14 protein-coding genes are annotated in these 17353 nt (G+C 64.2%); 4 read left to right on the forward strand and 10 right to left on the reverse strand.

Annotation, left to right across the window (positions count from 1 at the left end):
* Positions 1–19: 19 nt before the first annotated feature.
* The 5 genes from HA052_RS09700 to kdpF all read right to left on the reverse strand — a co-directional run bounded on the left by HA052_RS09700 (position 20) and on the right by kdpF (position 7546).
* Positions 20–2722 (reverse strand): DUF4118 domain-containing protein, encoded by a 2703-nt coding sequence (locus tag HA052_RS09700; protein ID WP_166451779.1) that lies wholly within the window; start codon positions 2720–2722, stop codon positions 20–22.
* 178 nt (positions 2723–2900) lie between these two features.
* Positions 2901–3476, reverse strand: coding sequence for a potassium-transporting ATPase subunit KdpC (gene kdpC / locus HA052_RS09705; RefSeq protein ID WP_107731737.1), 576 nt, complete (start codon positions 3474–3476; stop codon positions 2901–2903).
* 20 nt (positions 3477–3496) lie between these two features.
* Positions 3497–5608, reverse strand: coding sequence for a potassium-transporting ATPase subunit KdpB (kdpB, locus tag HA052_RS09710; protein WP_166451780.1), 2112 nt, complete (start codon positions 5606–5608; stop codon positions 3497–3499).
* 22 nt (positions 5609–5630) lie between these two features.
* Complete coding sequence (gene kdpA, locus HA052_RS09715) at positions 5631–7454, reverse strand: potassium-transporting ATPase subunit KdpA (RefSeq protein ID WP_166451781.1); 1824 nt, start codon at positions 7452–7454, stop codon at positions 5631–5633.
* Between the two features lie 2 nt (positions 7455–7456).
* On the reverse strand, positions 7457–7546 hold the full coding sequence (gene kdpF / locus HA052_RS09720) for a K(+)-transporting ATPase subunit F (RefSeq protein WP_019103745.1): 90 nt from the start codon (positions 7544–7546) through the stop codon (positions 7457–7459).
* Between the two features lie 90 nt (positions 7547–7636).
* On the opposite strand from kdpF, the gene HA052_RS09725 reads away from it, so the two are divergent.
* Positions 7637–7870: a hypothetical protein gene (locus HA052_RS09725; protein WP_166451782.1), complete on the forward strand. Its 234-nt coding sequence runs from the start codon at positions 7637–7639 to the stop codon at positions 7868–7870.
* A 632-nt stretch (positions 7871–8502) separates the two neighbouring features.
* Positions 8503–9273: a sulfite exporter TauE/SafE family protein gene (locus HA052_RS09730; RefSeq protein ID WP_166451783.1), complete on the forward strand. Its 771-nt coding sequence runs from the start codon at positions 8503–8505 to the stop codon at positions 9271–9273.
* Between the two features lie 195 nt (positions 9274–9468).
* Here the strand turns inward: HA052_RS09730 and HA052_RS09735 are convergent, their stop codons facing one another.
* The 5 genes from HA052_RS09735 to recA all read right to left on the reverse strand — a co-directional run bounded on the left by HA052_RS09735 (position 9469) and on the right by recA (position 14757).
* Positions 9469–9954 carry a GNAT family N-acetyltransferase gene (locus HA052_RS09735; protein WP_166451784.1) on the reverse strand — a complete coding sequence of 162 codons (486 nt, stop codon included), beginning with the start codon at positions 9952–9954 and terminating at the stop codon, positions 9469–9471.
* Positions 9955–10069: 115 nt separating this feature from the next.
* Positions 10070–12703, reverse strand: coding sequence for an alanine--tRNA ligase (alaS, locus tag HA052_RS09740; RefSeq protein ID WP_166451785.1), 2634 nt, complete (start codon positions 12701–12703; stop codon positions 10070–10072).
* A 76-nt stretch (positions 12704–12779) separates the two neighbouring features.
* Positions 12780–13238 (reverse strand): SRPBCC domain-containing protein, encoded by a 459-nt coding sequence (locus tag HA052_RS09745; protein WP_166451786.1) that lies wholly within the window; start codon positions 13236–13238, stop codon positions 12780–12782.
* Between the two features lie 2 nt (positions 13239–13240).
* Positions 13241–13696: a recombination regulator RecX gene (gene recX / locus HA052_RS09750; RefSeq protein WP_166451787.1), complete on the reverse strand. Its 456-nt coding sequence runs from the start codon at positions 13694–13696 to the stop codon at positions 13241–13243.
* Between the two features lie 8 nt (positions 13697–13704).
* Positions 13705–14757 carry a recombinase RecA gene (gene recA, locus HA052_RS09755; protein WP_166451788.1) on the reverse strand — a complete coding sequence of 351 codons (1053 nt, stop codon included), beginning with the start codon at positions 14755–14757 and terminating at the stop codon, positions 13705–13707.
* 306 nt (positions 14758–15063) lie between these two features.
* Here recA and hrcA point away from each other — a divergent pair, with 306 nt between their 5' ends.
* Together hrcA and mltB are read left to right on the forward strand one after the other, a co-directional pair.
* Positions 15064–16086 (forward strand): heat-inducible transcriptional repressor HrcA, encoded by a 1023-nt coding sequence (gene hrcA / locus HA052_RS09760; RefSeq protein WP_081547740.1) that lies wholly within the window; start codon positions 15064–15066, stop codon positions 16084–16086.
* A gap of 230 nt (positions 16087–16316) precedes the next feature.
* Positions 16317–17327: a lytic murein transglycosylase B gene (gene mltB / locus HA052_RS09765; RefSeq protein ID WP_081547738.1), complete on the forward strand. Its 1011-nt coding sequence runs from the start codon at positions 16317–16319 to the stop codon at positions 17325–17327.
* The last annotated feature ends 26 nt before the right edge of the window (positions 17328–17353 follow it).

Genomic DNA, 17353 nt, shown 5'->3' on the forward strand with positions numbered 1-17353 from the left:
GATAGGGTTTCGCTCAGGTTTAGGCTCGCGGTTCGGGGAGTTCTTCCGGCAGTGCCGGCGCTTGTCCGGCCGGCAGGCTGAAGCGGAATTCCGCGCCGTGCGGCGAGCGGTTGCGCGCGCTGATGCGGCCGCCGTGGATTTCCACGATGGAGCGGCAGATCGCCAGACCCAGCCCCACGCCGGGGGTGCTGGACTCCGCCGCGCCGCGCGAGAATTTATCGAAGGCGCGTTGTTCCATATTGGGCGGCAGGCCGGGGCCGTCGTCGCTGACCGACACCACCACCTCCGCGCCCTCGCGCCGCGCCGACAGTGTGATATGGCTGCCGGGCGGTGTGTATTTGCCGGCGTTTTCCAGCAGGTTGACCAGCACCCGCTCCAGCAGCACCGCGTCGTATTCCAGCACCGGGAGGTCCGGCGCCAGCTCCAGCGTCAGCTCCCGGCCGCGCAGGCCGCGTTCGGCGGCGCGCAGCGCGCTGCCCACCACCTCGTCCAGCATCTGCCATTCCTTGTTCAGCTTCACGCCGGATTGCAGGCGCGCCATGTCCAGCAGATTGGTCACCAGCTTGTTCATGCGCAGCGCCTCGTCCTGGATGGCGGCGGCGATCTCGGCCCGCTGGCCGTCGTCCACATTGGGCGAGCACAGCCGCTCGGACAAGCCGGCCATGGTGGTCAGCGGCGTGCGCAGATCGTGAGACACCACCGATAGCACGCTGTTGCGCAGCCGCTCGGACTCCATCGCCACGATGGCGTCCTGCGCCACCTCCACGTAATGCACGCGTTCCAGCGCCAGCGCGATCTGGGCGGCGCAGGTTTCCAGCAGCCTTTGCTGCTCCGGCAGGAAGGCCTGGTCGGTGACTTCCGGCAGCAGCGCGATCACGCCGCGGTTGCGCATGGGCGCGCGCAGCGGCACATAAAGCGCGGCGTTGGCGGGCAGGGTGTTGGTGCCCAGGCCAGCCGGCTGCTGATGGTCGTAAACCCATTGCGCGACGCCGATATCGGCATCGCCGCGGCCCTCGCCGGCCGAGCGCAGCTCGTCCCCGCTATTGGGCAGGAACAGGCTGACCTTGGCGGCGAACAGCGGTTCCAGCCGGCTGACGGCGGTGTCCACGATCTGGGCGGCGGTCAGCGCGCCGGCCAGTTCGCGGCCCAGGTCGTATAGCGCGCGGGTGCGGCGTTCGCGGTAAGTGGAAATATTGGCTTCGAAGCGCAGCCGGGCGGTGAGCTGGCTGATGATGGAGGCCACCACCAGCATCACCACGAAGGTCATCAGATACTGGGTGTCCGATACCGCGAACGACATATGCGGCGGCACGAAGAAGAAATCGAAGGAGGCCACCGACAGCAGGGAGGCCAGCATGCCGGGACCGCGGCCATAGCGCACCGACACCAGCACCACCACCAGCAGGTAGATCATGATGTCGTTGGCCAGCGCCACGTGAGGAGTCAGCAGGCTGGCCAGAGCGGTAGTCAGCAGGCAGGCGACGAAGGCGGCGAGATAGCCGAAGCGCGAGCGCGGGCTATCCTGGTCCTCGAACAGCAGGCTGCCGCCGGTTTTGGCTGCGGCGTCGGCGGAGGCGTCTTCCTGCTCGTGGGCCACCACGTAGAGATCGACGTCGCTGGAACGACGGCTCAGTTCGTCGGCCAACGGGCGGCGCCACAGCCGCGACCAGCCGCCGCGCGCGGATTTGCCCAGCACCAGCTTGGACACATTGCGGCTGCGGGCATAGGCCAGCAGGGTGGGCGCCAATTCGCTGCCGCCCAGCACCGTGGTTTCCGCGCCCAGCTCCTGCGCCAGCTTCAGGCCCTTGAGCACGCGGGCGCGCTGATCCTCGGACAGTTTGCGCTGCTGAGGCGTTTCCACATAGACGGCGATCCAGTCCGCGTCCAGGCTGGCGGCCAGGCGCTTGGCGCTGCGGATCAGCTTGTCGATGCCGGCGCTGGCGCCGACGCAGACCAGCAGCCGTTCGCGAGCGTGCCACACCGGGTTGATGGCCTGGTCGGCGCGGTAGGCGCGCATCTGGGCGTCCACGCGGTCGGCCGTGCGGCGCAGCGCCAGTTCGCGCAGCGCCAGCAGATTGCCCTTGCGGAAGAAGTTCTTCACCGCGCGTTCGGCTTGCTGCGGCAGATAGACCTTGCCAGCGGCCAGTCGGCCCAGCAATTCGTCCGGAGGCAGGTCCACCAGCGCCACTTCGTCGGCGCGGTCGAACACATGGTCGGGCAGGGTCTCGCGCACCACGATGCCGGTGATCTGGCCGACCACGTCGTTCAGACTTTCCAGGTGCTGGACATTCAGGGTGGTGTAGACGTCGATGCCGGCGGCCAGCAGTTCTTCCACGTCCTGCCAGCGCTTGGGGTGGCGCGAACCGGGCGCGTTGGAGTGGGCGAATTCGTCCATCAGGATCAGCTGCGGCCGGCGTTCCAGCGCCGCGTCCAGATCGAATTCAGCCAGTTCGTGGCCTTTATAAGCGATCTGTCTGGGCGGCAGGACTTCCAGATCGGCCAGTTGTTCCTGCGTTTCCTTGCGGCCGTGGGTTTCCACCACGCCCACCAGCACCGCCGCGCCGTCCTGGCGCTTGGCGCGGGCCGCCGCCAGCATGGCGTAAGTCTTGCCGACGCCGGCGCAGGCGCCGAAGAAAATCTTCAGCCGGCCGCGCTGGGCGTCTAGTTCTTCGCGTTTGAGCTCATCGAGCAGGGCGTCCGGATCGGGACGGGAGTCGGTCATAGGCGAGCTTTGTTTAAACCTGTTTACGATCTGCTGCGCGTCGGCGATACGGCGTTGAGAACGGTTTGTCTCGCCTTAGCCCGCGAGATCGTAAACAGGCTCTTAGGGTCTGTACGGCTTCATTCATCAGCGCCGGGGGCGGAGCAAGCCCCGCTACGCCCCCGGCGCCGAAGGTCGATCAGGCTTTGGCGGCCTGGTCCAGCGCCAGATTCAATTCCAGCACATTGACGCGCGGCTCGCCAAGCAAGCCGAAGGTTTCGCCTATCACCCGGCTTTCCACCAGCTTGCGCAGCGCGGCCGGCTCCATCTTGCGGGCGGCGGCGACGCGTTCCAACTGGTAGAAAGCCGCGGCGGCGGAAATTTCCGGATCCAGGCCGCTGGCCGAAGCGGTGACCAAGTCCACCGGCACCGGGCCGCTTTGCGCCGGGTGGGCGGCGCGGATGCGCGCCACATTGGCTTTCACCGCGTCCAGCTGCGCCGGGTTGGTGGGACCCAGATTAGAGCCGCTGGACCCGCCGGCATTGTACGGCATTGGGCCGGTGGCGGATGGGCGGCCCCAGAAATATTGCGGGCCGGTGAAGTTCTGGCCTATCAGTCGCGAGCCGACGACCTTGCCGTCGCGTTCGATCAGGCTGCCATTGGCCTGGAACGGAAACAGCGCCTGGGCGGCTCCGGTGGTGAGCAGCGGGTAGGCGAGGCCGGTGATCAGGGTCAGGCCTCCGAACACCACCAGCAGGGGACGTAACAGTTTCATTTGGGTTTTCCTTTCGGTGCTCATACCAGGCCCAGCGCGCCCAGCAGCATGTCGATCAGCTTGATGCCGGCGAAGGGCACCAGCAGGCCGCCCAGGCCGTAGATCAGCAGGTTGCCGCGCAGCAGCTCCGCCGCGCTCTTGGCTTGGTATTTGACGCCCTTCAGCGCCAGCGGGATCAGGAACACGATGATGACGGCGTTGAAGATCACCGCCGACATGATGGCCGAGGCCGGGCTGTTCAGGCCCATCACGTTCAGCGCGTTCAATTGCGGATAGGTGCTGGCGAAGGCGGCCGGAATGATGGCGAAGTATTTGGCCACGTCGTTGGCGATGGAGAAGGTGGTCAGCGAACCGCGCGTCATCAGCATCTGCTTGCCGATTTCCACGATCTCGATCAGCTTGGTGGGGTTGGAATCCAGGTCCACCATATTGCCGGCTTCCTTGGCCGCCTGGGTGCCGGTGTTCATCGCCACCGCCACGTCGGCCTGGGCCAGCGCCGGCGCGTCGTTGGTGCCGTCGCCGGTCATCGCCACCAGCTTGCCCTCGGCCTGGTGGCTGCGGATCAGCTTGAGCTTGGCTTCCGGCGTGGCCTCGGCCAGGTAGTCGTCCACGCCGGCCTCGGCGGCGATGGCGGCGGCGGTCAGCGGGTTGTCGCCGGTGATCATCACCGTCTTGATGCCCATCTGACGCAGCTCGGCGAAACGCTCCTTGATGCCGCCCTTGACGATGTCCTTCAGCTCGATCACGCCCAAGGCGCGGTTGCCTTCCGCCACCAAGAGCGGGGTGGAGCCGCGGCGCGCCACGTCATCGGCGCTCTTGGCCAGCGCGTCCGGGAACTGGCCGCCCTGATCGGCGATATGGCGGCGGATGGCGTCGATGGCGCCCTTGCGGATCTGGCGGCCGTCGTAGTCTATGCCGCTCATCCGCGTTTGCGCGGTGAAGGGGATGAACACGGCTTCATGGCTGGCCAGTTCGCGCTGACGCAGATTGAACTGCTTCTTGGCCAGCACCACGATGCTGCGGCCTTCCGGGGTTTCGTCGGCCAGCGAGGCCAGTTGCGCGGCGTCCGCCAGCGCCTGCTCGCTGACGCCGGGCGCCGGGATGAAGGTGGAGGCCTGGCGGTTGCCCAGAGTGATGGTGCCGGTCTTGTCCAAGAGCAGCACGTCCACGTCGCCGGCGGCTTCCACCGCGCGGCCGGAGGTGGCGATCACATTGGCGCCCATCATCCGGCTCATGCCGGCCACGCCGATGGCGGACAAGAGGCCGCCGATGGTGGTGGGGATCAGGCAGACCAGCAAGGCCACCAGGGTGGTGATGCTGATGGGCGAGCCGGCCTTGGCCGCTTCCACGCTGAACAGCGAGAAGGGTAGCAGGGTAACGGTGACGATCAGGAACACGATGGTCAGCGCCACCAGCAGGATGGTCAGCGCGATCTCGTTCGGGGTTTTCTGGCGCTTGGCGCCTTCCACCATCGCGATCATGCGGTCGAGGAAGGTTTCGCCCGGGTTGACGGAAATGCGCACCACGATCCAGTCGGACAGCACGCGGGTGCCGCCGGTGACCGAGGAGAAATCGCCGCCGGCCTCGCGGATCACGGGAGCGGATTCGCCGGTGATCGCGGACTCGTCCACCGAGGCCACGCCTTCGATCACCTCGCCGTCCACCGGGATCACGTCGCCGGCTTCCACCAACACATAGTCGCCCTTGCGCAGGCTGCTGCCGTCTATCACGGTCTTGCCGGCGTCGTGGCTGGGGCCGGACAGCTTTTTGGCCACCACGTTTTTCTTGGCGGAGCGCAGGCTGGCCGCCTGGGCCTTGCTGCGGCCCTCGGCCAGCGCTTCGGCGAAGTTGGCGAACAGCACGGTGAACCACAGCCACAGCGCCACAGCCAGAATGAAGCCGGACGGCGCCTCGCCCTGGCCGGCCAGCGACTGAACCCACAGCGCGCTGGTCAAGATGCTGCCGATGTAGACGACGAACATCACCGGATTGCGCCACTGGGTGCGCGGCGACAGTTTCTTGAAGGAGTCGACGATGGCCGGTTTCACCAGGCTGGGGTCCAGCATGGACTTGGCCGCGCTTCGGTGGCCCGCTTGAGCGGGCTGGATATTGGAATGGTTGATATTGTTCATTTTCTGCATCCTCCCGTCAGGCTCAGCGACCGTTGATCATCTGCAACTGCTCGACGACCGGGCCCAGCGCCAGCGCGGGAACATAGTTGAGCGCGCCCACCAGCAACACGGTGCCTATCAGCAGCACCACGAACAGCGGGCCGTGAGTGGGCAGGGTGCCGCCGGTGACGGCCAGACGCTTCTTGGCGGCCAGCGATCCGGCGATGGCCAGGATGGGCACGATCATGAAAAAGCGGCCGAAGAACATGGCCACGCCGGTGGCGATGTTGTAGAAAGGCGTGTTGGCGGACAGGCCGGCGAAGGCGCTGCCGTTGTTGTTGGCGGCGGAGGTGAAGGCGTACAGCACCTCGCTGAAGCCGTGCGCGCCGGGGTTGAGGATGCCGGCCTTGCCGGAGGCGGTCAGCACCGCGACGGCGGTCAGCGTCAGTACCAGCACCGGGGTCACTAGAATGGTGATCGCCGTCATCTTCATTTCATAAGTTTCTATCTTCTTGCCCAGGTATTCCGGTGTGCGGCCCACCATCAGGCCGGCGATGAACACCGCCAGGATGGCGAAGATCAGCATGCCGTACAGGCCGGAGCCGACGCCGCCGAACACCACCTCGCCCAATTGCATCAGGAAGGTGGGCACCAGGCCGCCTATCGGGGTCAAGGAATCATGCATGGCGTTGACCGCGCCGCAGGAGGCGGAGGTGGTCACCGCGATGAACAGCGAGGTGTCGATGACGCCGAAGCGGGTTTCCTTGCCCTCCATATTGCCGCCGGCCTGCAAACGGTTGGCCTGTTGATCCACGCCCAAGGCGGTCAACTGCGGCACGCCGGCCTGTTCCGCGCCGGTGGTCGTTGCCACTGCACAGGCGAACATCAGCGCCATCGCGGCGATGATGGCCCAGCCCTGGCGCTGGTCGCCCACCATGCGGCCGAACATGAAGCACAGCGCCGCCGGAATAAGGAAGATGGCCAGGCATTGCAGGAAGTTGCTCAGCGGGGTGGGATTCTCGAACGGATGCGCGGAGTTGGCATTGAAGAAACCGCCGCCATTGGTGCCCAGCAGCTTGATCGCTTCCTGCGAGGCCACCGGCCCCATAGGCAACGTCTGTTTCTGCGTGCTGGCGTCCACCATCACCGGCTTGCCGTCGGCGCCATTGACCGTATTGCCCTGGGCATCGGTCTTGGCCTGCTGGTAATGGGTGGTTTCCACCGTCTGTACGTCTTTATAGGCGGCCAGGTTCTGGATCATGCCCTGCTGGCTGAATACCAGCGCGAACGCGAAGGACAGCGGCAGCAGCACATAGAGAGTGAAGCGGGTGATGTCCACCCAGAAGTTGCCTATCTTGGCCGAGCTGTGGCGGGCGAAGCCGCGCACCAGCGCCAGCACCACCGCGGCGCCAGTGGCGGCGGACAGGAAGTTCTGCACCGTCAGGCCCAGCATCTGTACCAGGTAGCCCATGGTGGACTCGCCGCCATAGCCTTGCCAGTTGGTGTTGGTGACGAAGGAAATCGCGGTGTTGAACGCGGAGTCCGGCACCACCGCGCCCATGGCTTGCGGGTTGAACGGTAGCCAGCCCTGCAAGCGCTGTAGCAGGTACAGCGCCAGCACGCCCAGCACATTGAACAAGAGCAGCGCCACGGCGTAGCCGCGCCAGCCCATGTCTTCGTCCTGCTTGACGCCGGCCAGCCGGTAAAAGCCGCGCTCCAGGGGAGCGAACAGGCGCAGGGGGCCGATATTGTCGCCCTGCATCACGCGGGCGATATAGGCGCCCAGCGGCCAGGCCAGCGCCAGCAGCACCAGCAGGAACAAGCCCAGCTGCAAGGGTGCGGCCGAGCCGATGAAATTGGCGAACATGATTAAAAATTCTCCGGCTTAAGCAATGCGTAGATTAGATAGCCAAGCAGGCCCAGCGCGATTAGCGCGCTGAGCAGATACCAGACGCTCATTCCTTTTCTCCCAGTTTCCGGCAGCCGGCGACGAAGCCGTAGCTCAGCGCGCCAAACAGCAGGACGAGTCCCAGATAGACGACATCCATCATGAAAATCTCCATTCGAATCAGTAATGAGAAGGTACGCAAGCGCACGTCAAAAACCCGACAAAACCCTATGGTAGCCGATAAAAATCGTATAAAAATGTTTGAAAAACTGGCCTTTATTTCATTTCAAGCCAGATTTGGGCGGGAAAACGGATTTTTTTTATACGCGGGAATGGGCGGCGTCGCCAATGGTGAGCAAACGACGCGCGGCCGGCGGCCTGCCGGCGGAAGCTAGGAAAAGAGGCGAAATAGTGGGACGGCGGCGCAGGCGGAATTCGGCGCCGCGATTTGCGGGCAGGTAGGGCTGCGGCCTGGCGTCAGGCTGGGTCGCTAGCCGTCATTAGGCGGAAATCCGCCGGGCGGGTGTTCAGAACAGGTCGTCGCAGCGGTCTGCCAGGAACCGGGCATCGTCCCGATCATGTGCGCGTTGACGCACTTTCTGCTGGCGCGACCTCTCAGCATCACTCAACTGAGGCTTGGCGACCGCATAGAGAAAACTCTCGTGCTGGTCTCTAGCCTGCTTTCTGCGAACACTCAGAGGAATACGGGAAGTCATCATCCTTGCACCTCTCGGTCACGTACTTGTGTGAGGTCAGGGCAAACCCTGACCCTTTGACATTGACGCTATTTTGAAGATTTGTAAAGCCCTGCTTGGTTGCGGTTAGAAGCAAATGTTGTGTTTGCTCGCCGTCTCTGCCTTTTTACGCTACCGGCGCGATGTTACCGCAGCATGATCCCGCGGACGGTTGAAGCAAGTCTTTGAGGCAAATAACTTTTCGAATAATGTTGTTTCAAAACGGTATAAATCCTTATATGAAACAGGCGTAGCATCCCGCTATCGAATGGCTTGGCCAAGGAGCGGGTTTTATGGAGTGGGGGTATGCGATCGCAGGGTTGACGGTGGGTTTCATTGTCGGCTTGACAGGAGTGGGCGGCGGCTCGCTGATGACGCCCATCTTGCTGTGGTTCGGCATTTCTCCGGCCACCGCGGTGGGCACCGATCTGCTGTACGCGGCCTTGACCAAGATGGGCGGGGTGACGGTACATCACCGGCAGGGCCATGTTGATTGGCGTATCGCCGGCTGGTTGACGGCGGGCAGCGTGCCGGCGGCCTTGCTGGTGCTGGCCGGCCTGTCCTATCTGCACCTGCCGGAGAAGATGCTGGACACTCTGTTCAAGCTGGTGCTGGGCGTGGCGTTGTTGCTGACCGCCGTCGCCATCCTGAGCAAGCCCTTGCTGCTGCGCTGGCTGGGCGGCCGTGGTGCGGCCAGCCTGTCGTTGGAGCCGCGCATTGGCCTGACCATCGCCACCGGCGTGGCGCTGGGCGCCTTGGTGACGCTGAGTTCCATCGGCGCCGGCGCCCTGGGCACCCTGGCCTTGTTCCTGCTGTATCCGGCCCTGCCGACTTCGCGGCTGGTGGGCACCGAAATCGCTCACGCGGTGCCCTTGACCCTGGTGGCCGGTCTGGGACACGCCGGGCTCGGCAATGTGGATTTTCCGCTCTTGCTCAATCTGCTGGCGGGCTCCCTGCCCGGCATCTGGCTGGGTAGCAAGCTGACGCGGCGGCTGGCGGAACGCTGGCTGCGGCCGACCCTGGCGGTGATGTTGGGGTTGATCGGGGCCAAGCTGGTGTTCTAAACGGCGTGGAATGGATGATAAAGGCGGCTGCGGCCGCCTTTATGCTGGGCGGCACGCAAAAAAATGCCCTGGTCGGAGAGGCGAGCAGGGCTGAAATGCAAACAACAAAAGGAGAAGCCAAAATTAAGCCTCTCAATATTAGTATTTCGTAATCCTGATTCCCTTGACCTGAAGCAAGAAAGCCGCGTCCTCCGTCTACAATTGTTTTTCCAGAATGATACGCAGATCGGCAATGCCTGTCGGGTAAGGATCTTCCGCGACGATGCGATAGCCCAGCGCCTGATAAAAGCGCAGATTGGCCGGCATGCTGGCGCGGGTGGCCAACTGGATGCGGATGAGACCTTGTTGTTTCAGGAGGGCTTCGCTGTGCAGCATCAGGCGCTTGCCCAGACCTAGGCCCTGACAGTCCGGGTGGGTGCACACGCGTTTGCATTCCACCGTGACGGCGTTCAGCGGCGCGGTGATGAGGCAGGCCAAGGGCGTATCCTGCCGGCTGGCGATGTAGACTTGTCCCCCTGCGTCCAGCCGCTGGCGCAGGCTGTCTTCTGTCTCGTCCAGCGCGGTGGGACGGCTGGGCAAACGCGCGACCAGCGGTTGGAAGGCGAGGGCGATCAAGGTCAGTACGGCGGGTAGTTCGTCGGCGCGCGCCGCGCGCAGTTCCAGCGTGTCGAGCGAGTTCATGGCGGTTTCCGCTGCGTTGTCCCGTTACAGCATGCGCGCGGCTTGGCCCATTTGGCAAAAGGCGGGCAAAAAAAAGACCGCTTGCGCGGTCTTTTGTCGTAGCGTGGCGTGCGGCTTAGAGTTTGCCGGCCACCCAAGCTTGCACGCCGGCCAAGGCCGCCGCCAGGTTTTCCGGCTGAGTGCCGCCGGCTTGGGCCATGTCCGGACGGCCGCCGCCCTTGCCGCCCACTTGCTGGGCGACGAAGTTGACCAGCTCGCCGGCCTTGAGTTTGGCGGTCAGGTCGGCGGTGACGCCGGCCACCAGCGCCACTTTGCCGTCGCCCTTGGCTGCCAGTACGATGGCGGCGGAGCCCAGCTTGTCTTTCAGCTTGTCCAGGGTTTCGCGCAGCGCGTTGTTGTCCGCGCCGGGCAGTTCCACCGCCAGCACCTTGACGCCGTTGACGTCGGCGGCGCCGTCGGCCAGGCTGTCGCCGGCGGAAGCGGCCAGCTGGCCCTTGAGCTTGGCCAGCTCTTTTTCCAGGGTCTTGACGTTGTCTTGCAGGCTGCCGATCTTGACGGCCACCTCGTCCAGCGTTTGCGCTTTCAGCGCGCCGGCGGCTTCTTTCAGCAAGGCGTCCTGAGCCTGGATGTGGGCGATGGCGCCTTCGCCGGTGACGGCTTCAACGCGGCGCACACCGGCGGCGACGCCGCTTTCCGCCACAATCTTGAACAGGCCGATGTCGCCAGTGCGCTGCACATGGGTGCCGCCGCACAGTTCGGCGGAGAAGTCGCCCATGGTCAGCACGCGCACTTCATCGCCGTATTTTTCGCCGAACAGCATCATCGCGCCGGATTTCTGCGCGGCTTCCATGCTCATCACTTCGGCCTTGACCGGCAAGTTGTGGCTGATCACGCGGTTGACCACGCGCTCCAGCTCGGCGATCTGTTCGGCGCTGACTGGTTCGCCGTGGGCGAAGTCGAAGCGGGTGCGCTCCGGATTCACCAGCGAGCCCTTCTGCGCGACATGGTCGCCCAGCACGTGGCGCAGCGCCGCGTGCAAGAGGTGGGTGGCGGAGTGGTTGCGGGCGCTGGCGGCGCGCGCGTGCAGGTCTATGGTGGCGGTCACGCTATCGCCGACGGCCAGGCGGCCGCGGGCCAGCTTGCCTTTGTGGCCGAACACCGCGGCTTGAATTTTCTGGGTGTCGTTGACGTCGAACAGCGCGCCGATGCCGCCTTGCAGCGAAATCTCGCCCACGTCGCCGACCTGGCCGCCGCCTTCTGCGTAGAAGGGGGTGTCGTCCAGCACCACGATGCCTTCTTCGCCGGCTTCCAGCGCGGCGACGGCCTCGGTGCCCTTGAACAGCGCCAAGACCTTGGCGTCGGTGCTGGCGGAATCATAGCCGTGGAAGCAGGTGTCGGCGCCGCTGTAGCTGACCTTGCCGGTCATTTTGAAGCTGGAGCCGGCGCGGCCGCGTTCGCGCTGCGCTTCCATCGCGCGCTCGAAGCCTTCCAGGTCGGCGTGGATGTCGCGTTCGCGGCAGATGTCGGCGGTTAGGTCCACCGGGAAGCCGAAGGTATCGTAGAGCTTGAAGATGGTATCGCCGTCAAGCTTGGTCTTGCCGCCTTCCAGCGCGGAGTCGACCAGGCCCATGCCGATTTCCAGCGTCTCGGCGAACTTGATTTCCTCGGCGCGCAGCGCGTCTTCGATATGCGCCTGCTTTTCGCGCAGTTCCGGATAGGCGTCGCCCATCTCGGCCACCAGATCGGCGACGATCTTGTGGAAGAACAGGCCTTTCTGGCCCAGCTTGTAGCCGTGGCGGATGGCGCGGCGGGCGATGCGGCGCAGCACGTAGCCGCGGCCTTCGTTGGACGGCAAGATGCCGTCGGCGACCATGAAGCAACAGGCGCGGATGTGGTCGGCGATTACTTTCAGCGACGGCACGTCCTGGCTGTAGGCAATGCCGGTTTCGCGCGCGGCGGCGCGCACCAGGCAGGCCAGCGCGTCGGTCTCGTAGTTGGACTTGACGTGTTGCAGCACGGTGGACAGCCGTTCCAGGCCCATGCCGGTGTCTACCGACGGCTTGGGCAGAGGATGCAGGGTGCCGGACTCGTCGCGGTTGAACTGCATGAACACGTTGTTCCAGATTTCCATGAAGCGGTCGCCGTCTTCGTCCGGGCTGCCCGGAGGGCCGCCGGCCACGCTTGGGCCGTGGTCATAGAAGATCTCGGTGCAGGGGCCGCAGGGGCCGGTGTCGCCCATGGTCCAGAAGTTGTCGGAGGCGTACGGCGCGCCCTTGTTGTCGCCGATGCGGATGATCTTGTCGGCCGGCAGGCCCACGCTCTTGTGCCAGATGTCGTAGGCTTCGTCGTCGGAGGCGTAGACGGTGACCAGCAGCTTGTCCTTGGGCAGGTTCAGCCACTGTTCGCCGGTCAGGAATTCCCAGGCGAAGGTGATCGCGTCTTGTTTGAAGTAGTCGCCGAAGCTGAAGTTGCCCAGCATTTCGAAGAAGGTATGGTGGCGCGCGGTGTAGCCGACGTTTTCCAGGTCGTTGTGCTTGCCGCCCGCGCGCAGGCATTTCTGGCTGGTGGTGGCGCGGGTGTAATCGCGCTTTTCAAAGCCCAGGAACACGTCCTTGAACTGCACCATGCCGGCGACGGTGAACATCAGCGTGGGATCGTTGCCGGGGATCAGGCTGCTGGAAGGCACCACCTGATGGTGTTTGCCGGCAAAGAAATCCAGGAATTTCTGGCGAATTTCAGAGGTTTTCATGTTTGATTTCGTAAGATTGCGAATTCTGGGCCGCTTTGGGGGCTTAAACCCAGAGCGGCGCGGACAGCTGATTGTGTCAAGCCGCGCCCGCGCTGGCAAGGGTTTCGGCGCGGCGCTTGAGCGCCTGGTTCATCAACTCGAAACCCTTGCGGGCATCGGCCAGCAGCGCCTGGCCGAACAAGGGCAGGAGCAGACCGCTGAACGTTTCGCCGTGATGCAGGCGGGTGCCGCCGTTTTCCAGCGCTTCCAGGCGAAAACTGTGGCGGCCATCCAGCAGGCCCGGCAGTAGCGCGCGTCCCAGCCAGACCAGCTCCTCCGCCGTTTGCAAGACTTCCAGCCGCGGGCGGAAGGTCAGCCGCGGCCGGCCGGGCGGGTGAATGCTGACCACCAGGCGAGACCCTATCTGCTGGCGGCCGTGCAGCCCGACGATGAAGGGGTTCCACTCTGGGTAGGCGGCCCAGTCGCACAGCACGCGCCAGACCGCGGACGGCGCAGCGGCTATGTCGATATGGGTGGCGATGCTGCGCGTTTGCATGCTCAGTCCTCGTCGGCGGGAAAGTCGTCGTCGGCGGCGCCGCTAAGCACCTTGCCAATCACCGTCATCGGGAAGCCGCGTCCGGCCAGAAAGCGGATCTGGCGCGCGCGTTCCTGCGGCGTGGCCGGTAGTTGGCCGAACTTCTTGCGCCACTGCGCCTGGGCGGTGGCCAAATCGTCACGGCCCTGCAGCGTATCGCGGATCAGTTCGGTGTCCACGCCGCGCTGACGCATTTCCTGTTGCAGGCGGCGGCTGCCGTAGCGCTGGCCCTTGCTGTCGGCGAACTGCTGGGCGAAACGCTGATCGGACTGCCAGCTGTGTTCGGCCAGCTCGTCCAGCAAGGCCGTCAATTGTTCCGGGCTCTCCGCAAACGGAGCGAGCCGCCGCTCCAGTTCCCGCCGCGTGTATTCGCGGCGGGACAGGAGATCGACGGCTCGTGCCCTCAGGCTTTTTTCCATTCAGGGAATCAGGCGTCGAGCGCGTCGTCGGCGAACTCTTCGTCCGCTTGGCCTTCAGTGATTTCCACTTTGATGCCCACCGCGTCGCGGATCTTGCGTTCCACTTCGGCCGCGATTTCCGGGTTGGACTTCAGCCATTCGCGGGTGTTGTCCTTGCCTTGGCCGATCTTCTGGCCGTTGTAGGCGTACCAGGCGCCGGACTTGTCGATGAAGCCGTGCTTGACGCCCAGTTCGATGATCTCGCCCTGGCGGGAGATGCCCTCGCCGTACAGGATTTCGAAATCAGCCTGGCGGAACGGCGGCGACACCTTGTTCTTCACCACTTTGACGCGGGTGTCGTTGCCGATCACTTCCTCGCCCTTCTTGATGCCGCCGGTGCGGCGGATGTCCAGGCGCACGGAGGCGTAGAACTTCAGCGCATTGCCGCCGGTGGTGGTTTCCGGGTTGCCGAACATCACGCCGATCTTCATGCGGATCTGGTTGATGAAGATCACCAGGGTGTTGGTGCGCTTGATGTTGCCGGTGAGCTTGCGCAGCGCCTGGCTCATCAGACGGGCTTGCAGGCCCACGTGGCTGTCGCCCATTTCGCCTTCGATTTCCGCCTTGGGCACCAAGGCGGCCACCGAGTCGATCACGATCAGATCGACGCCGCTGGAGCGCACCAGCATGTCGCAGATTTCCAGCGCTTGCTCGCCGGTGTCCGGCTGCGAGATCAGCAGGTCGTCGACCTTGACGCCCAGCTTTTGCGCATATTGCGGGTCCAGCGCGTTTTCCGCGTCGATGTAGGCGCAGGTGCCGCCCAATTTTTGCATCTCGGCCACCGCTTGCAGACACAAAGTGGTTTTACCGGACGACTCCGGGCCGTAGATTTCCACCACGCGGCCGCGCGGCAGGCCGCCGACGCCCAGCGCCAAGTCCAGACTCAGCGAGCCGGTGGAGACCACCTGCAGGTTTTCGTTGATCTGGTTGTCGCTCATGCGCATGATCGAACCCTTGCCAAACTGTTTTTCAATTTGGGCAAGGGCCGCGGCCAACGCTTTGCTCTTGTCTTCGGATGCCATGCTGTCTCCAGTGTGGGGCGCTACACAAATGAATGCTCGGCCAGCGGCGGCCCGCGTCCATGGCGGCGGGAAAAACCCGATGCCGGACAGGGGTTTGCGCGGCGCGGGGGCGAATCCCGCCGCGCCTGCGCTTGCTGAGCCGATAGCCGAAAAGATGCCGTCGATTATCTCATAAAGCCTTGGCCAACGGCAGGGCCGCTTGCCGGCGCCACCGTCCTTCGGGACGGGAGCGTGGCGATATTGCTTGAAAAAGTTGTGATTGCGACCACTTTTACAAGTGTCCACCCTGTGTACAATGAAACCATCATGATGAACGAACGCGCGCAACACCTGCTCAAGGTCCTGATCGAACGCTATATCGTCGACGGCCAGCCGGTGGGGTCCAAAACCCTGTCCATGCTGCCCGGCGTCGAGCTGTCGTCCGCCTCCATCCGCAATGTGCTGGCGGAGCTGGAGACGATGGGGCTGATCGCGGCGCCGCACACCTCGGCGGGGCGGGTTCCCACCGCGCGCGGCTACCGCCTGTTCGTCGATCGCCTGCTTACCATCCGGCCGTTGGAAGAAGCGGCGCTGCATGAGCTGGAATTGAACCTGCAGCCGGACAGCCCGCAGCGCATCGCCCAGTCGGCGTCGTCTTTATTGTCAGAACTGACTCATTTCGCCGGCGTGATCGTCACGCCGCAGCGTTCCGATATCGCTTTCCGCCAGATTGAATTTCTGCGTCTGTCCGAGCGACGCGTGCTGATGATACTGGTGACGCTGGACGGCGACGTGCAGAATCACTTGCTGACCACTGAGCGCGACTACAAGCCGTCGGAACTGATAGAGGCCGGCAATTTCATCAATCAGCATTACGCCGGTCAGGGGCTGGACCGCATCGCTAGCCGGGTGGCGGAGGAGTTGCATCAGTTGCAGGGCGACATCGCCGAGCTGATGTCGGCGGCGATTCGTCTGGGGCAGAGCTCGATGGCGGCCAGCAGTGCGGCGGTGGTGGTGGCCGGCGGCAACCGGCTGCTGGAGGTGAACGACCTGTCTGATGATTTGTCGCGGCTGCGTCAGCTGTTCAATGTCTTCGAGCGCAAGACCGAGTTGCTGAAATTGCTGAACCAGGGGCGCGATGCGCAAGGGGTGAACATTTTCATCGGCGAGGAGTCAGGCGTAGTGACGCTGGACGAGTGCTCGGTGGTGACGGCGCCTTACCGGATCAACGGCCAGGTGGTCGGCGCGCTGGGCGTTGTCGGCCCCACCCGGATGGCTTACGAGCGCGTGATACCCATCGTCGACATCACCGCGCGCTTGGTGTCCAGCGCCTTGTCGTTCCGGATTTAGGACTTGTTTACGATCGGCTGTGCGTTGGCGGGATGGATTGAGAAGAGTGTTGAAACCAAAGAATGCTCACGTATCGTACGACCATTCCGCCTCTTTAGCCGCCTTGCTCGCAAGACATTTGAACAGGCTTAGCGCGTGGCCGCGAGCTTGCGAGACTTGAGGCTTTGTTTTCGCGCCGCGTTCTTTGAGGAGCGTGGCTAAGTCAAAAACGCTTATTCAGAAACCAGCCCATGAAATCTTTGCTTAAACTGGCCCCGTTGGCGGCCCTGTTCTCCTTCCAGCTGGCGCAGGCCGACGCGGCTTTCCTGGCGCGTCCGGACGTTCAGCGCTACATCGACGAGCAAGTGGCAGGCGGTCAGTTCAACCGTCCGGAGCTGGAGGCGGTGTTCGCCAATGTCGAACTCAAGCCCAATATCATCAAGATACTGGATAAGCCGTCCACCTCGCGGCCCTGGTATCAATTCCGCAATTCCTCGGTGGGGGAAAAGACCATCGCCGACGGCGTGGCGTTCTGGCGCGCCAACGCCGCCGCGCTGACGCGCGCCGAGCAGCAGTACGGCGTGGCGCCTGAGCTCATCGTCGCCATTCTGGGGGTGGAGTCCCATTACGGCCGCAACACCGGATCGTTCCGCCTGGTGGACGCCTTGTCCACCATCGGCTTCGATTACCCGCGCCGCGCGGAATTCTTCCGCAAGGAACTGACAGAGTTCCTGCTGCTGGCCAAGGAGGAGGGCAAGGATCCGCTGACGCTGAAGGGCTCTTACGCCGGCGCGATGGGCTGGCCGCAATTCATGCCGTCCAGCTTCCGAAAATGGGCGGTGGATTTCGACGGCAGCGGTCACCGCGACATCTGGAGCGATCCGGACGACGTGATCGGTAGCGTGGCCAATTACTTCCAGCGCCACGGCTGGCGCCACGGCGACGATGTCATCTTGCCGGCCAGCGTGCAGCCGGGGCCGCAGATTGATCAACTGATCGCCGACAAGTTCAATTTGCATTACACCGTGGGGGAGCTGAAGAAAATGGGCGTGACGCCGCAGTCGCCGGTGGCCGATGACGTGCCGGCGGTGCTGGTGCCGCTGGAAACGGCGCCGGGCGTGACCGAATACTGGCTGGGCCTCAACAACTTCTTCGTGATTACCCGCTACAACCGCAGCACGCTGTACGCCAAGGCGGTGCAGGAAATCGCGGATCAGCTGCGCCAACGCTACCTGGCGGGCCAGGCCGCCGCGCAGCCGTGACGCCGCGCGCCGCCCGCCGCGGCGGC

Source organism: Chromobacterium fluminis (assembly GCF_011602385.1).
In the GTDB taxonomy this organism is placed as follows: Bacteria; Pseudomonadota; Gammaproteobacteria; order Burkholderiales; family Chromobacteriaceae; genus Chromobacterium; species Chromobacterium fluminis.

What these genes read in the sequence shown, in the direction of transcription:
- HA052_RS09700 (WP_166451779.1), bottom strand. Translation starts at nt 2,722, where the DNA reads ATGACCGACTCCCGTCCCGATCCGGACGCCCTGCTCGATGAGCTCAAA.
- recA (WP_166451788.1), bottom strand. Translation starts at nt 14,757, where the DNA reads ATGGCATCCGAAGACAAGAGCAAAGCGTTGGCCGCGGCCCTTGCCCAA.
- HA052_RS09725 (WP_166451782.1), top strand. Translation starts at nt 7,637, where the DNA reads ATGAAAATCTCCATTCGAATCAGTAATGAGAAGGTACGCAAGCGCACG.
- kdpF (WP_019103745.1), bottom strand. Translation starts at nt 7,546, where the DNA reads ATGAGCGTCTGGTATCTGCTCAGCGCGCTAATCGCGCTGGGCCTGCTT.
- kdpB (WP_166451780.1), bottom strand. Translation starts at nt 5,608, where the DNA reads ATGAACAATATCAACCATTCCAATATCCAGCCCGCTCAAGCGGGCCAC.
- mltB (WP_081547738.1), top strand. Translation starts at nt 16,317, where the DNA reads ATGAAATCTTTGCTTAAACTGGCCCCGTTGGCGGCCCTGTTCTCCTTC.
- kdpA (WP_166451781.1), bottom strand. Translation starts at nt 7,454, where the DNA reads ATGTTCGCCAATTTCATCGGCTCGGCCGCACCCTTGCAGCTGGGCTTG.
- alaS (WP_166451785.1), bottom strand. Translation starts at nt 12,703, where the DNA reads ATGAAAACCTCTGAAATTCGCCAGAAATTCCTGGATTTCTTTGCCGGC.
- HA052_RS09730 (WP_166451783.1), top strand. Translation starts at nt 8,503, where the DNA reads ATGGAGTGGGGGTATGCGATCGCAGGGTTGACGGTGGGTTTCATTGTC.
- kdpC (WP_107731737.1), bottom strand. Translation starts at nt 3,476, where the DNA reads ATGAAACTGTTACGTCCCCTGCTGGTGGTGTTCGGAGGCCTGACCCTG.
- HA052_RS09735 (WP_166451784.1), bottom strand. Translation starts at nt 9,954, where the DNA reads ATGAACTCGCTCGACACGCTGGAACTGCGCGCGGCGCGCGCCGACGAA.
- hrcA (WP_081547740.1), top strand. Translation starts at nt 15,064, where the DNA reads ATGATGAACGAACGCGCGCAACACCTGCTCAAGGTCCTGATCGAACGC.
- recX (WP_166451787.1), bottom strand. Translation starts at nt 13,696, where the DNA reads ATGGAAAAAAGCCTGAGGGCACGAGCCGTCGATCTCCTGTCCCGCCGC.
- HA052_RS09745 (WP_166451786.1), bottom strand. Translation starts at nt 13,238, where the DNA reads ATGCAAACGCGCAGCATCGCCACCCATATCGACATAGCCGCTGCGCCG.